This window comes from Caballeronia sp. AZ10_KS36, from assembly GCF_023631105.1.
Lineage (GTDB): Bacteria > Pseudomonadota > Gammaproteobacteria > Burkholderiales > Burkholderiaceae > Caballeronia.
The window spans coordinates 33,350-48,178 of sequence record NZ_JALQDQ010000013.1 but is presented as its reverse complement, the minus strand read 5'-3'; the positions used below and the strand labels follow the sequence as shown (position 1 = coordinate 48,178).

The window sequence follows — 14,829 nt, the reverse complement described above, 5'->3', positions numbered from 1 at the left end:
ATGCGCGCGCCTTCCGTCGACGAAACCCGAAACCACGGCGCGTTCGCACTCGGCGCCGCCGCGAGCCTCGCCGCGCTTATCGCGCTCACGCTGCTCTGGGAGCTGTGGCTCGCTCCGCTGCGCCCCGGCGCGTGGGTGCTCGCATTGAAGGCGCTGCCGCTCGCGTGCGCGCTGCCGGGCGTCGCGAAACGCAACGTCTATACGCTGCAATGGTCATGCATGCTCGTGCTGCTGTATCTCGCCGAAGGCATCGTGCGCGGCATGAGCGACGCGGGCTTGTCCGCGCGGCTCGCGTGGCTCGAAGCGTTGCTTGCGCTCGCGTTCTTCGTCTGCGCAATCGCCTATGTCGCGCCGTTCAAGCGCGCCGCGCGTGCGCGCAAACGCCACGGATGACCGCTGTCGTGCCGCTTCGTGCTTGCGCTGAGAAGCTTTGTAGCACGAAATACGGCCACAGGCGCATCCGACGCGCGTGCCTATGCCATCCGGCCGATGCTTCGCCCATCGCCCGCCTGCGCGATACTGTCGCCTAATCTCAGCACTCTCCTTCGCCCATGACCGCTTCTGCCGCAACTTTCATCGACGCCTGCGTTCAACTGATCGGCGCGTCGCACGTCCTCACCGATGACCACGACACCGAGCCGTATCGCGTCGACTGGCGCAAGCGCTATCGCGGCAACGCCTGCGCCGTGCTGCTGCCCGCCGACACCGAACAGGTCGCCGGCATCGTGCGGCTCGCGCGCGCCCATCGCGTGGCGATCGTGCCGCAAGGCGGCAACACCGGCCTCGCGGGCGGCGCGACGCCGGATGCAAGCGGCGCGCAAGCCATCATCAGCCTGAAGCGGCTGAACCGCATTCGCGGCGTGGACCCGCATAACAATACGATCACCGTCGAAGCGGGCGTCGTGCTCGCCGAAATTCAGGCGCGCGCCGAAAGCGCGCAGCGTCTCTTTCCATTGAGCCTCGCGGCGGAAGGCAGTTGCACGATCGGCGGCAATCTGTCGACGAACGCGGGCGGCACCGGCGTGCTGCGCTACGGCAACACGCGCGAGTTGTGCCTCGGTCTTGAAGTGGTGACGCCGCAAGGCGAAATCTGGGACGGCCTGCGCGGACTGCGCAAGGACAACACCGGCTACGATCTGCGCGATCTCTTCATCGGCGCGGAAGGCACGCTCGGCATCATCACGGCGGCCGTGATGAAGCTGCATCCCGCGCCGGTCGCGAAGGTCACGGCGCTGGCCGGGCTCGCGTCGCCGCATGCCGCGCTCGACTTTCTCGCCATGGCGCAGCAGCACGCCGGCCCGCTTCTGACCGGCTTCGAACTGATGTCCGACTTCTCCATGCGCCTCGTCGGACGCCATTTCCCGCAACTGCGTTATCCGTTCGGCGAGCCGCACGGGCAGACCGTGCTGCTGGAGTTGTCCGATAGCGAAAGCGACGAACACGCCCGCGCGCTCTTCGAACGCCTGATGGAGCAAGCCATCGAAGAAGGCATCGTCGAGGACGCGGTGGTGGCCGAGAACCTCGCGCAGTCGCAGGCATTCTGGGACTTGCGCGAGCACATTCCGCTCGCGCAGGCCCAGGAAGGGCTCAACATCAAGCACGACATCGCCGTGCCGATTTCGAGCATCGGCCGCTTTATCGACGAAACGGATGCGATCATCGCGAAAGCCGTGCCGGGCGCGCGCATGGTGACGTTCGGGCATCTGGGCGACGGCAATCTGCACTACAACGTTCAGGCGCCGGAAGGCGTCGATCAGAAGGCGTTCCTCGTCGAGTATCAGACGCCGGTCAACGCGCTCGTGTACGAGCAGGTTCACAAGCATCGCGGAAGCGTCAGCGCGGAGCACGGGCTCGGGCAGTTGAAGGTGGACGAAGCCATGCGCCTTAAATCGCCGGTCGAAGTGCGGCTGATGCAAACCATCAAGGCCGCGCTCGATCCCGAGAATCTGATGAACCCAGGGAAGGTCGTGCGCTGGAACGCCGAAGCCGGCAAGGAGAGGACCGCATGAAGATTCGTGTGCTGTCAGACCTGCATCTGGAATGCGACGAGCCGCTCGCCATTCCCTATGCCGACGCCGATCTCGTCGTGCTCGCGGGCGACATTCACAACCACGCGGAAGGCTTGCGCTGGGCAGCGGAGAACTTCGACAGCGGCGTGCCCATCGTCTATGTGCCCGGCAATCACGAGTACTACGACGGCGAGTTCGGCGCGATGGAAGCCGCGATGCACGACGCCGCGCGCAGTGTCGACAACGTGCACTATCTGAACAACGCCGCGCTCGTCGATCGCAGAGGCGCGTGGCGCGTGCTCGGCACGACGCTCTGGACCGACTTCGCCTTGTTCGGCGCGGGCGAGAACGAAATCGAGAAAGCGAAGGAAGCGTGCGCGAAGGTGATGCTGGACTATCGCGGCCTGATCCAGCTCGCCTGGCCCGAACCGGACGGCGAACCGCACGCCTTCACGCCGGACGATTCGCTCGCGCTGCACGTGCAGGCGCGCGCGTGGCTCGAAAGCGAACTGGCGAAGCCGTTCGCGGGGCAGACCATCGTGGTCACGCATCACGCGCCGCTGCGCGAAAGCCTCGCGCCGCGCTATGCAGAAGACATCGTGTCGGCGGGCTTCATCAATCACTTGCCGGCACTCGCCCGAGAACCGGTCGCGCTCTGGATTCACGGCCACACGCATACGGCGTTCGACTACACCGTGAACGGCACGCGCGTGGTGTGCAATCCGCGCGGCTACTTCCACAAGCGCACGCAGCGCTGGGAGAACCCGGAATTCGCGTGGGACAAGGTCGTCGAGATCTGACGCCGAAGGGGAGGAACGCCATGTGCGGCCGAATCAGCCAGTACCGACTGCCGATGCACTATGCCGAGCGCCTGCATCTGAAGAACCCGTTCGTACTCGTGGACGCCGCCGACCGCCGCCCCGGCTATAACCTGTCGCCCGGCACGCATCCGCTCGCGGTCTATCCCGACGAGACCATTCGAGCGGTCCATTGGGGCTACTGCCCGTCGTGGGCCCGAGAGAAGAAACTGCCGCAGACGATCAACGCGCGCGTCGAGACGGCATCGACGAGTGCGTATTTCAGAGACTTGTGGCGCAACGCGCGCATCCTCGTGCCGGCGGACGGCTGGTTCGAATGGCGCGTGGAACCGCGCCCGGGCGATCGCGCGGGCAAGCCTTTCAAGCAGCCGTATTACATTCGCCGCGCGGACGGCGAGCCGATGTTTCTGGCGGCGCTCACGAGCATCGTGCGCGATGAAGACGCCGCGACGCCGGGCGCGGGCTTCGTGATCGTGACGTCGAAGGCAGACGAGGGTCTGGTCGATGTGCACGACCGCCGTCCGCTCGTCTTTTCGCCCTCTGCGGCCCGGCGCTGGCTGGACGCGACGGCCACGCCCGCCGATCTTCAAGCGCTCGTGAAAAGCGATGGCGTGCCGGCCGCGCACTTTGTCTGGCATCGGGTGACGAGCGACGTCAATCGCACGGTCAACGACGAACCGCGTCTCATCGAGCCGCTGGAAGCCGCTTAGCGACGATAGCGATCGCGCTCGTCGTCGATCCGCACCGGCACGAGGCGCCGCTTGGCCTCACGCTCGGACTGGGCGCGCATTGCCTGAAAGAGATCGCGCGAGGCAGGCACGGCGACCAACACCAGCAGCGCGGCAAGGGCGAACAACAAAGGCGTGCTCATTCGACGTTTTCCCGGAAAAGTTGCGTTGAGGGGAGTCCAGACGAGTCCAGACGTTACCAAGCTGCGGACGAAACGGGCGTAAGCAAGTGTTGCACCGCGCTTTATTCGGTAACGAAAGACTCAAGCGAGCGTATCAGGTCGCGACGAACTCTTTGAGCGACTCATCGTCGGCCGCGAGCGTCGCCGGCAGCGCCTCGCGCAAGAATTCGACCCATGTGCGGATCTTCGCGTCCAGATACTGGCGCGACGGATACAGCGCGTAGACCCGCAATTCCTGCATCGTGTATTGCGGCAGCACCCGCACGAGCGTCCCTGCGCGCAGCGCGGGCAGCGCGGACGACGTCGGCAGCACGCCGATGCCCATGTTCTCGCGAATCGCGACGACCATCGCTTCGGCGACGTTCACCGTGAACGTGGACGGCCCGAGCGTCACGGTCTCCTGCCCGTTCGGTCCGTCGAAGACCCATCGGCCGGGCGGAAACACCGGCGTGATCAGATGCAGACAGGTGTGGTGCGCCAGATCGGCCAGGGTGTGCGGCGCGCCGTGCTTCTCGATATACGCCGGCGACGCGCACGCGATGCTGAACACCGTGCCGAGCCGCGCGGATACGAGGCCCGAGTCCGGCAACTCGGAGGCGAGCACGAGCGACACGTCGTAGCCTTCGTCGAGCAGGTCCGGCATGCGCTGCGCGAGCGTCAGGTCGACCTGCACCGAAGGATGCCGCTCCTGGTAGCGCGAGATCATCGGCACGACGTAATGCTGACCGAAGCTCGTCATCGAATGCACTTTCAGACGCCCGGCCGGACGCGCGTGCGCGTCGCTCGCCTCGGCTTCGGCCTGATCGACATACGCCAGAATCTGCTCGCAGCGTTGCAGGTAACGCTCGCCCGCTTCGGTCAACGCGATACGGCGCGTCGTGCGATTCAGAAGGCGCGTGCGCAGATGCGCCTCCAGATCCGACACCGCCCGCGACGCGTACGCGGTCGTCGTATTTAGATGTTGCGCGGCGGCGGTGAAGCTGCCCGCCTCGACCACGCGCACGAATACGCGCATGTTTTGGAGCGTGTCCATATCGTTCTTCGACCCTGAACTGTCCTGTCGTCTCGTCAGACCTGAGCGACTGCCCTCGCATTGTTGCATGGGCTAGAAGTCCGCATTCTCTCACGATCTGCAAGAATTCTTTGCGAGAGCGCCGGTTATTCGCGGATCGTTGCAAAAATATAATCACCGCTTGGTCGATTCTTTTTGCGATTGAGGAGTGGAACGTGCAAGGCCGGGGGTTCAGACGCGCAAGCTGCGCCGCGCTGCTTACAACAATACTCACGATGGCGGGCTGCGCAAGCACCGGCAACATCGCGCCGCAGGACTCGCTGGAGGACGCTTCGACGCTCGATGCCGGCCACGCAATCGAAGCGGCCACGCGCGCCGCCGATGCCGACGCCGCCTGGCCCGATGCGCAATGGTGGCGCGCCTACCGCGACCCGCAACTCGACGCATGGATCGCCCGGGCGACGGCCGGCAATCCTACGCTAGCGATGGCCGCGGCGCGCGTGCGCGAGGCGCGCGAACAGGCGGGCGTCGCGCGCTCGGCGCTGTTTCCGCATGTGGACGGCAGCATGAGCGTCACCCGCAAGAAATGGCCGGACAACGCGTTCTACGGGCCCGGGCCTTTCGCGGACGCCACGACCTGGGACAACACGGCCGGTCTGACTCTCTCCTACGATCTCGACCTGTGGGGCCGCGACGAGCACGCCGCCGAGCGCGCGCTCGATGTCGCCCACGTGCGGGCCGCCGATGCGCGGGCCGCGCAACTCGAACTCGAAACGAACATCGTGCGCGCCTACGTCGGCTTCTCGCAGTCGTTCGCGCTGCTCGACATCGCGCAGCAAACGTACGACCAGCAGGCGCGCATTGCCGAACTGGCGCGGCGGCGGCTGAAAGGCGGGATTGGCACGCAGCTCGAAGTGAGCCAGGCCGAAGCGCCGCTGCCCGAGTACGAACGCCAGATCGATCTGTACAAGGAAGCGATCGAGCTCGCGCGTCATCAACTGGCCGCGCTCGCGGGCGAAGGCCCCGGCGCGGGCGAAGCGCTCACGCGCCCGGCGCTGTCGCTCGCGACGCCGCTGCCGCTGCCCTCTTCGTTGCCCGCGGAACTCGTCGGGCATCGGCCGGATATCGTCGCGGCGCGCTGGATGGTCGCGGCAGAGGCGCGCGGCATCGACGTCGCGAAGGCGCAGTTCTACCCGAACATCAATCTGGCGGCATCGCTCACGCAGATGTTCGCGGGCGGCGCGCTGTTGAGCTTTCTGACGAGCCAGGCGACCGGCTACGCGTTCGGCCCGGCGCTCTCGCTGCCGATCTTCGAAGGCGGACGGCTGCGCGCGCAACTCGGCGCGGCGTCGGCGCAATACGATCAGGCGGTCGACCACTACAACGCGACGCTCGTCGCGGCGCTCAAGGACATCGCCGATCAGGTCGTGCGCGTGCAATCGCTCGACACGCAGCTTGAAACGTCGGGCCGCTCGGTCGCCGCCGCGCGCAAGAACTACGACCTCGCCAACGAAGGCTACAGGCGCGGCCTGACCGATTACGTCAACGTGCTCATCGCGCAGTCGCAACTGCTGCGCGCAGAGGACGGCGAAGCGCGCGTGCGGGCGCAGCGGCTCGCCGCGTACGCGACGCTCACGGCCGCGCTCGGCGGCGGCATCGACGATCCCGCGAACGGACCGGACGCGGCGAAGCTCGCGCCGTCGAAGCACATCGGGCCGCTCGCTCGCATCGCCGGCGAGAAGTAGAGGGAACGCGCATGTCGTCCTTAACTGCCAAACCTGCACATCAATCCGCGCATCAATCTGCAATGGACGCGCTCGCCGACTGGGCGCGCACCGACGGCCTCGCGTGGGTCTACATCTTGAAGGCGGTGCTTGCGGCGCTGCTCGCGCTATGGATCGCCATGCGCCTCGACATGCAGCAGCCGCGCACCGCGATGACCACAGTCTTCGTCGTGATGCAGCCGCAAAGCGGCATGGTGCTCGCGAAGAGCTTCTATCGTTTCTGCGGCACGATGGTCGGTCTCGTCGTGATGCTCGCGCTGATCGCCGTTTTCGCGCAGCAGCCGGTGCTCTTTCTGTCGGCGACGGCGCTGTGGGTCGGCATCTGCACGGCGGGCGCGGCGCGCAACCGCAATTTCCGCTCGTACGGCTTCGTGCTCGCGGGTTACACGGCGGCGCTGATCGGCATTCCGGCCGCGCAGCATCCGGACGGCGCGTACCTGTCGGCGCTCACGCGCGTGGGCGAAGTCACGCTCGGCATCGTCTGCGCGGGCACGGTCAGCGCGCTCGTTTTTCCGCAGCACGCGGGCGAGCAGATTCGCGCGACGGTGCGCCGCCGCTTCGCGCAGTTCGTCGATTACGTATGCCGCGCGATGTCCGGCGACATGGAGCGCGCGCAGATCGAGCGGGCGAATCTGGGCTTCGTCGCCGATGTCGTCGGCTTCGAGGCGGCGCGCAGTGTCGCCGTGTTCGAACACCCGGAATCGCGGCGGCGCGGCGGACGGCTCGCGCGTCTGAACAGCGAATTCATGACCGCCTCGACGCGCTTTCACGCGCTGCATCAGTTGATGAACCGACTGCGCGACAGCGCGTCCGCGACGACCATCGCGGCGCTGACGCCGTTCATCCACGAAGTCCCGCCGCTCTTGCTCGACGCAGGCGAGCCCGTGCGCAATGCCGCCGAAGCCGCCCACGCCGCCGCGCGCTTGCGGGAGTTCAAGGCCGCGCTGCCGAAGCGCGTGCGTTCGGCGCGCGAGACGATCGCGAGCGACGCGGCCTTTGCGCCGCTCGAATTCGATACCGCGACCGAACTGCTCTACCGCTTCGTCGACGACATGCTGGCGTACGCCGAAACGTACGCGTCGCTGGCTGCGCCGTCGCATGAACGCGAACGCTGGACCGCGCGCTACGTGCCGAAGACGAACCTCGTCGCCGCCGCGATCTCCGGCGTGCGCGGCGCGATCGTGATGTTCGTGCTCAGCGCGTTCTGGATCGCCACCGCGTGGCCGAGCGGCGGCACGATGGTGCTGAACGCGGCGGCCGTTTGCGCGCTCGCGTCGTCCTCGCCGCGCCCGACGCTCATGTCGGCGCAAATGGCCATCGGCACGGCGCTCGCCGCGGTCGTCGGCATGATCGTCGTGTTCGGCGTCTTCCCGCACATGGACGGCTTCGTGCTGATGTGCGTCGCGCTCGTGCCCGCCCTCTTGCTCGGCGCATTCCTGAGCACGCGGCGTCCGGTGGCGGGCGTGGGCATCGGTTATTGCATCTTCTTCTGCTTTCTCGCGGGGCCGGACAACCTCGTTCACTACGATCCCACCGGCTTCATGAACGACGGCATCGCGCTCGTGCTGTCGATGATCGTCTCGGCCGTCGCGTTCGCGATCATCCTGCCCACCGATGCGCCGTGGCTGCGGCGTCTGTTGCTAGCCGACCTGCGCCGCGAAGTCGTGCTCGCGCGACGCGGCCGCCTGACGAACGTGGCGACGCGCTTCGAAAGCCGCACCCGCGACGTTCTCTCGCAAATCGACGCGCTCGCCGCCGGCCGGCCCGCGCTGCAACGCGAGGCGCTGCGTTGGCTCTTTGCGGTGCTGGAGGTCGGCCGCGCGGTCATCGACTTGCGGCGCGAGATCGCCGCGCTGTCCGACGCGCCGGACCATGCGGCTGCTCAACCGTGGCGGCGCGCGATCGACGCCACGCTCGATGCCGTCGCGCGTCTCTTCGATCGCCCGAATACGGCGCGCTTCGATGCCGCGCTGCGCTGCGCGGAAACCGCCATCGCCGATGTGCAGCGTCACATCGCCGCGTCGAATCGACCGCGCGAGGAGCGGCATCGGTTGCAACGCATCGCGAGTCATCTGCATTTCATTCGCACCGCGCTGCTCGATCCCGAGTCGCCGTTCGCCATGCCTCATTCCGATCTGCCAACCGGAGCGCCCCATGCCGCGTGACACCGCGATTCTCGAAGCCTATGTGCCGACGCTCCTGCTTCTGTTCGTCGCGGGCGCGCTGATTACATGGGTGATCGACCGCGCGCTCGCACTCACTGGCATTTATCGCGTGGTCTGGCATCCGGCGCTGTTTCGCGCGAGCCTGCTCGTCTGCATCTGCGGCGCGCTCGGGCTCGCGGTGTATCGCTGAAAGCAGTCATTCGCTCACACAGGTTCACACACGTTCACAAGAGTTGCATCATGGTCCTCAGGAAAATCATCGGCTTCGTCATGACGATCGTCATCTTCGCGGCCGCGCTCGTCATCGGCCGCATGCTGTGGGTGCATTACATGGATGAGCCGTGGACGCGCGATGGCCGCGTGCGCGCCGATGTCGTCAACGTCGCGCCGGACGTGTCGGGCGCGGTCGTGCAGATGCCCGTGCGCGACAACCAGTTCGTGAAGAAAGGCGATCTGCTGATGGAGATCGATCCGTCGCATTACCGGATCGCGGTCGAGCAGGCCGAGGCGAACGTGGCGGCGCGCGCCGCCGAACTGCGCATGCGGCGCTCGGACGCGGCGCGGCGCGCGGACATGGACAGCCTCGTCGTCTCGAAGGAAGCGCAGGAGAACGCGATGCAGACGGCATCGACGGCGGCGGCGCAGCTTCAGCAGGCGCAGGCCGCGCTGGATGCGGCCAAGCTGAATCTCGAACGTACGAAGGTCTATTCGCCGGTGGACGGCTACGTGACCAACCTGAACGTGTATCGCGGCGACTATGCGACGGCGGGCGCGGCGAAGCTCGCCATCGTCGATAGTCATTCGTTCTGGGTCTACGGCTACTTCGAGGAAACGAAGCTGCCGCACGTGCGCGTGGGCGACCGCGCGCAGATTCGCCTGATGAGCGGCGGCGAACTGACCGGACATGTGGAGAGCATTTCGCGCGGCATTTATGATCGCGACAATCCGCAAAGCCGCGAACTGCTCGCCGACGTGAACCCGACGTTCAACTGGGTGCGGCTCGCGCAGCGCGTGCCGGTGCGCGTGAGAATCGACGAGGTGCCGCAAGGCGTCATGCTCGCGGCGGGGACGACGTGCACGGTGGTGATTGCGCCGTCGATGTAAGCCGCCGATCTGAGCCATTCATAGACGCAAAAAAGCCCGCCCCGGCCACGACCGGAAGCGGGCTTCGCACCACCGTCACGCCCTTACTTCAACACCACCCTCACATCGAAGTACTTCGCGGCAAGCCGGTCGATGGAGCCATCGTCCTTCAGCTCCTTCAGCGCGCGGTTGAGCGCGTCCTTCAGCGCCTTGTCGCTCTTGCGCACGCCGAAGCCCACGCCCGAGCCGAGCAGCTTGTCGTCGCTCACGGCCGGGCCCGCGAACGCGAAGCCCGCGCCCTGCGGCTGCTTCAGAAAGCCCTTCGACGCCGCCTCGGCATCCTGGAACGCCGCATCCAGACGCCCCGACGCGAGATCCGCGTAAATCTGGTCCTGCGCCTGATACGACTCGACGTCGATGCCCGCGGGCGCCCACTTCGCCTTCGCGTAGGTCTCCTGAATCGAGCCCTGCAGCACGCCGACGCGCTTGCCCTTCAGGCCGTCGACCGTCGGGAGAATCGCGCTGCCCTTCTTCGCGATCAGCTGGTTCGGAATCGTGTAGATGGGATCGGTGAAGTCGATCGCGAGCTTGCGCTTGTCGGTGATCGTCATGTCCGAATTGATGCCGTCGAACTTGCGCGCCTCCAGGGCCGGAATCAGCCCGTCGAACGAGTTCTCGACCCACACGCACTTCATCTTGAGCTTCGCGCAGACCGCGTTGCCGATGTCGATATCGAAGCCCGTCAGCTCGCCCGTCGGCGTCTTCGATTCGAACGGCGCGTACGACGCCTCCACGCCGAAGCGCAGTTCCTTCATGTTATCGGCGGCGTGCGCATTAAGCGACGCGGCGCCCGCGGCGGTCATGGCGCCGAGCACGGCGAGCGCGGCGAACTTGCGGTTGATCCATTGCGATTTCATCTACTGCGATCTCCTTCCAGTGTGTTTCGTGATCTGTCGTCCGATGCGGCACAACGCCGACCATTGCAGAATCGCGGCGTCAATAAAAACGCTCAAACGAGGCGCAGATTTTTGATGCGCCGCATCATGGACAAGGCCGCGATTGTAGCGCGCGCCAGAAGCCGCACCCGCGCGGCGGCGCGCGGCGTGTGCGGCAAAAGCGGAAACGAAAACTGGCAAGCGGATGTCGCGCCCATGCAAGTCCGGGCGCAAGGAGGCGGGATTATTCGAGCGATGCGAGCGTCGCGTCGGTGGTATCGACGACCATCAGACCGGCGCGTAGACCCGGCTTCACCTTGGGATTCGGAAACACGATGCGCTCTTCGTCGTGCGTCACGCGATAGCTGTAATCGCCGTCGCGCGCGAGCTCCGCGCCTGCCGGAAACGCCGTGAAATTCGGCACATCGGCTGCGACGTTCAGCACGAATGCTTCGCTCTGCTTGTCGATTTGGGCAACGACGGTGAATACGCGCAGCGGCGCCTCTTCGACCGGCGCGTTGCCCGCGACGAGCCGCCGCAAAGCCGCATCCGATGCCGCGAAGCGCGCGAGATCGTTCTGACCGAAGGGCCGCACCTTGCCGAGTTCGAGCGTGCACGCGAGCGCACCGCACTGCTCGGCGGTGAAATGCGTGAACGTGTTGCCCTTCTCCCGATGCAGCAGCACCGCTTGCAGACGCGCATCCTGCAACCAGTCGAACATCGCGCGGGAAAGCGGCGCGCCGGTGTAGGGCAACAGCGCGAACTGCTCGAAGACCGACGCGCGAATGGCCGTATGCATGTCGATATGCCACTTCGGATGGGCGACGCCTTCGAAGAAGCCGCGCGCCGCGCGTTCGAGCTCGGCCGCGCGCGGCGCTTCGGCGCTCGCAGGCAAGTTCGCGTGACGGCCGCTGAACAGGCGATTGAGGTCGTCGTCGGCATAGCGCACGCCCGCTCGCATCGCGCCGATGTTGCCGAGGATCACCAGCACCCGGGCCGCGAGCGCGGCCTTCCCGCTCGCGATATCGGCGACGAGGCGCGACAGCATTTCGATCGGCGCGGTTTCATCGCCGTGAATGCCGGCAGACGCGATCACGCTATGCGTCACGGGTTGCGCGGCCGGTTCCAGCAGCAAGACGCCTTCGCCCTGCCACGTCCAGCGCACGCCGGATGCCGCCGTGCCGGACCGCGTCGCAGGCTTTTCGCCCGCGAGACAGAACGCGAGAAAGTCGTCGAGAAGCTCAGTGCTGGAAGTCATAGATCGCGCCCAGTCCGAGAAGCGTCGTCAGTTCGTCGAGCGCCCTGCGCGATTGATCCAGCAGTTGCGGATCGGCGAGATCGGCGGGCGCGAGGCGATCGCGATAATGCGTGTCGATCCACGCGTCGAGGCGCGCGAAAAGCGCGTCGTTCATCCACACGCCGGGGTTCACCGCCGCGCGCTCGGCACCGTTGAGCACGACGCGTAGCCGCAGGCACGCCGGGCCGCCGCCGTTTTTCATGCTCTCGCGCAGATCGAAGACGAGCACTTCGTCGATAGGCGTCGCCCGACCGGCGAGCGAATCCAGATACGCCGCCACGCGCTCATTCTCGCGGCATTCCTGCGGCACGACGAGCACTTGCGTGCCGTCCGCCCGCGACAGCAACTGGCTGTTGAACAAATACGACGACACCGCATCGGCCACGCTCACTTCGCTCTGCGGCACTTCGAGGGCCTTGAACGCGGCGCCTTGTTGCGCGAGTTTCGCGGCGAGCTCGTCGTAGACCTTCTGCTGATCCAAGAACGCGCGCTCGTGGCAGAAGAGCGTCGTGCGATTGCCGACCGCGATGACGTCGTTGTGGAACACGCCGGCGTCGATCACATCGGGGGATTGCTGCGCGAACACGGTCGATGCGTCCGAGAGTCCGTGCAGGCGCGCCACCGCGCGGCTCGCCTCCAGCGTCTGCCGCGCGGGAAAGCGCTGCGGCTGCGGCCCCTGGCCGTATTCGCTGCGGCCATACACGAAGAACTCGACGCCCTTCTCGCCGTACTCACGCGCGAAACGCGTGTGATTGGCCGCGCCTTCGTCGCCGAGCGCGGGCGTGCCCGGCAGCGCATGATGAATGCGAAAGCGCGCTTCGTCGGCGAAGATCGCGGCAAGCGAGCGGCGCGTTTCGCCATGCTCGATCGCGCGATGCAGCTTCGCCGCAAGGTTCGCGGGCGTGAAGTGGACGCGGCCATCGGCGGTATCGGCCGAAGGGCTCACGGTCGCGGCGTTGGCGGTCCACATCGCGGAGGCCGAACTCGCGGCCGCGAGCAGTTCCGGCGCATCAACGGCGGCGCGCTCGATCACGGCGGCGTCCGTTCCTGTGAAGCCGAGACTTCTCAACAGCCGGATGGACGGACGTTCGAGCGGCGGCAGCACGCCCTGATGAAAGCCCAGGTCCGCGAGCCGCTTCATCTTGCGCAAGCCCTGCTTCGCCGCGGCCTTCGGATTCGCGACCGACTTCTCGTTATTGCGCGACGCCACGTTGCCGAACGACAGCCCCGCATAGTTGTGCGTCGGCCCGACGAGCCCGTCGAAATTCGCTTCGCTCGCCTCGCGAGCTTCGTGGGTCTGATTGGCTTGCTGTGCCTGCATGTCGGATTCCGGTGCTTAGAACGTGAGACCCGGCGAAACGCTCGCGGGCATCTGCAATTGCGCGCTTTCGACGGACGCCATCGGATACGAGCAGTAGTCCGCCGCGTAATACGCGCTCGGCCGATGGTTGCCCGAGCGCCCGACGCCGCCGAAGGGCGCCGCCGACGACGCGCCGTTGGTCGGCCGGTTCCAGTTGACGATGCCCGCGCGAATCGTGCGCTGGAAGTGCCTCCACGCGGTCTCGTCGTCGGCGAGCAGGCCGGCGGAGAGGCCGAAAGCCGTGTCGTTCGCGCGCTCGATGGCTTCATCGAAAGTCTTGTAGCGCGTGAGTTGCACCATCGGGCCGAAGTGCTCTTCGTCGGGAACGTCGCGGGCGTCGGTCACATCCAGAATCGCGGGCGTGACGAAACCGAGATTCGCCGCGCGCTGCTGCATCGCAAGCAAGGGCCGTGCGCCGGCTTCGATCAATTGCGTTTGCGCCGCGACGAGCCGCGCCGCCGCCCGCGCCGAGATGACCGCGCCCATGAACGGCTGCGGTTCGTCGTCGTACGCGCCGATGCGGATGCCCGCGCTCACTTCCGCGAAGCGTTGCAGGAAACGCTCGCCGAACGCATCGTCCGGGACGAAAAGACGGCGCGCGCACGTGCAACGCTGACCGGCCGAAAGAAACGCCGATTGAATCGTGTGATGCACGGCTGCGTCGATGTCCGCGACCGGCGCGACGACGAGCGGATTGTTGCCGCCCATTTCCAGCGCCAGCACGATTTCCGGCCGCCCGCCGAACTGGCGATGCAACAGCGTTCCGACATCCGAACTGCCGGTGAAGAAGAGGCCGTCGATCTGCCGATGGTTGGCGAGCGCGATGCCCGTGTCCTTTTCGCCTTGCACGAGATTGAGCACGCCCGCAGGCAGCCCCGCTTCGATCCACAACGCGACGGTCGCCGCCGCGACGCCCGGCGCGAGTTCCGAAGGCTTGAACACGACCGCGTTGCCCGCGATCAGCGCCGGCACGATATGGCCGTTCGGCAAGTGCCCCGGAAAGTTATACGGCCCGAACACGGCGACCACGCCATGCGGCCGGTGGCGCAACATGGCGACGCCATCGGCCATCGGCGCGCGCTTTTCGCCGGTGCGTTCGTGATACGCCTGCACGGAGATATCGACCTTCGCGGCCATCGACGCCACTTCGGTGCGCGCCTCCCAGAGCGGCTTGCCGGTTTCGCGGCCGATGGCGTGCGCGAGCGATTCCTTGTTCTCGTTCAGCAGCGACGCGAAACGCTTCGCCACCGCCACGCGCTCATCGAAGCTCACGGCCGACCATGACGCGAACGCGCGCCGCGCCGAGGACACAGCGCGATCCACGTCGTCGGCGGATGCGCTCGCGCCTTGCCACACGGTTTCATCGCTTGCCGGATTGCGCGACGCGAACGACGCGCCCTGCCCGTCCTGCCACTCACCGCCGATATACAACTGGTTTCGGATATCCATGACGTCT

At 66.5% G+C, this 14,829-nt stretch carries 14 protein-coding genes; 8 read left to right on the top strand and 6 right to left on the bottom strand.

Annotation, left to right across the window (positions count from 1 at the left end; all coding sequences use genetic code 11):
• The 4 genes from NCR35_RS06870 (at position 1) to NCR35_RS06855 (ending at position 3,537) form a co-directional block, all read left to right on the top strand.
• A complete protein-coding gene (locus tag NCR35_RS06870; protein WP_250533767.1) occupies positions 1–393 on the top strand; it encodes a DUF2069 domain-containing protein in 393 nt (130 codons plus the stop codon).
• A 158-nt stretch (positions 394–551) separates the two neighbouring features.
• Entirely contained in the window at positions 552–2,009 is a 1,458-nt protein-coding gene (locus tag NCR35_RS06865; protein ID WP_250533765.1) for an FAD-binding oxidoreductase, read from the top strand.
• Positions 2,006–2,809 (top strand): metallophosphoesterase, encoded by an 804-nt coding sequence (locus NCR35_RS06860; protein WP_250533764.1) that lies wholly within the window; start codon positions 2,006–2,008, stop codon positions 2,807–2,809. Before NCR35_RS06865 ends, NCR35_RS06860 begins: the two co-directional genes overlap by 4 nt.
• Positions 2,810–2,829: 20 nt before the next feature.
• A complete protein-coding gene (locus tag NCR35_RS06855; RefSeq protein ID WP_250533763.1) occupies positions 2,830–3,537 on the top strand; it encodes an SOS response-associated peptidase in 708 nt (235 codons plus the stop codon).
• Here the strand turns inward: NCR35_RS06855 and NCR35_RS06850 are convergent.
• Positions 3,534–3,698 carry a hypothetical protein gene (locus NCR35_RS06850; protein ID WP_250472086.1) on the bottom strand — a complete coding sequence of 55 codons (165 nt, stop codon included), beginning with the start codon at positions 3,696–3,698 and terminating at the stop codon, positions 3,534–3,536. The genes NCR35_RS06855 and NCR35_RS06850 overlap by 4 nt on opposite strands.
• A gap of 133 nt (positions 3,699–3,831) precedes the next feature.
• Positions 3,832–4,770, bottom strand: a complete 939-nt coding sequence (locus NCR35_RS06845) for a LysR family transcriptional regulator (protein ID WP_250472085.1) — start codon at positions 4,768–4,770, stop codon at positions 3,832–3,834.
• A 254-nt stretch (positions 4,771–5,024) separates the two neighbouring features.
• Here NCR35_RS06845 and NCR35_RS06840 point away from each other — a divergent pair, with 254 nt between their 5' ends.
• The 4 genes from NCR35_RS06840 to NCR35_RS06825 are packed head-to-tail and all read left to right on the top strand — an operon-like array spanning position 5,025 to position 9,802.
• The gene (locus tag NCR35_RS06840) at positions 5,025–6,494 is read left to right on the top strand and encodes an efflux transporter outer membrane subunit (RefSeq protein WP_250533762.1); all 1,470 of its coding nucleotides are present in this window, start codon (positions 5,025–5,027) and stop codon (positions 6,492–6,494) included.
• 11 nt (positions 6,495–6,505) lie between these two features.
• Positions 6,506–8,698 carry an FUSC family protein gene (locus NCR35_RS06835; protein ID WP_250533761.1) on the top strand — a complete coding sequence of 731 codons (2,193 nt, stop codon included), beginning with the start codon at positions 6,506–6,508 and terminating at the stop codon, positions 8,696–8,698.
• The gene (locus NCR35_RS06830; protein ID WP_206467971.1) at positions 8,688–8,888 is read left to right on the top strand and encodes a DUF1656 domain-containing protein; all 201 of its coding nucleotides are present in this window, start codon (positions 8,688–8,690) and stop codon (positions 8,886–8,888) included. Before NCR35_RS06835 ends, NCR35_RS06830 begins: the two co-directional genes overlap by 11 nt.
• 50 nt (positions 8,889–8,938) lie before the next feature.
• Entirely contained in the window at positions 8,939–9,802 is an 864-nt protein-coding gene (locus tag NCR35_RS06825) for an efflux RND transporter periplasmic adaptor subunit (RefSeq protein ID WP_206467970.1), read from the top strand.
• An 83-nt stretch (positions 9,803–9,885) separates the two neighbouring features.
• On the opposite strand, the gene NCR35_RS06820 is transcribed toward NCR35_RS06825, so the two are convergent.
• The 4 genes from NCR35_RS06820 to astD all read right to left on the bottom strand — a co-directional run bounded on the left by NCR35_RS06820 (position 9,886) and on the right by astD (position 14,822).
• The gene (locus NCR35_RS06820) at positions 9,886–10,698 is read right to left on the bottom strand and encodes an ABC transporter substrate-binding protein (RefSeq protein WP_250533760.1); all 813 of its coding nucleotides are present in this window, start codon (positions 10,696–10,698) and stop codon (positions 9,886–9,888) included.
• A gap of 262 nt (positions 10,699–10,960) precedes the next feature.
• Entirely contained in the window at positions 10,961–11,974 is a 1,014-nt protein-coding gene (astE, locus tag NCR35_RS06815) for a succinylglutamate desuccinylase (RefSeq protein ID WP_250533759.1), read from the bottom strand.
• A complete protein-coding gene (gene astB / locus NCR35_RS06810; RefSeq protein ID WP_250533758.1) occupies positions 11,958–13,334 on the bottom strand; it encodes an N-succinylarginine dihydrolase in 1,377 nt (458 codons plus the stop codon). Before astB ends, astE begins: the two co-directional genes overlap by 17 nt.
• Before the next feature lie 15 nt (positions 13,335–13,349).
• Entirely contained in the window at positions 13,350–14,822 is a 1,473-nt protein-coding gene (gene astD, locus NCR35_RS06805; protein ID WP_250533757.1) for a succinylglutamate-semialdehyde dehydrogenase, read from the bottom strand.
• Positions 14,823–14,829: the final 7 nt, after the last annotated feature.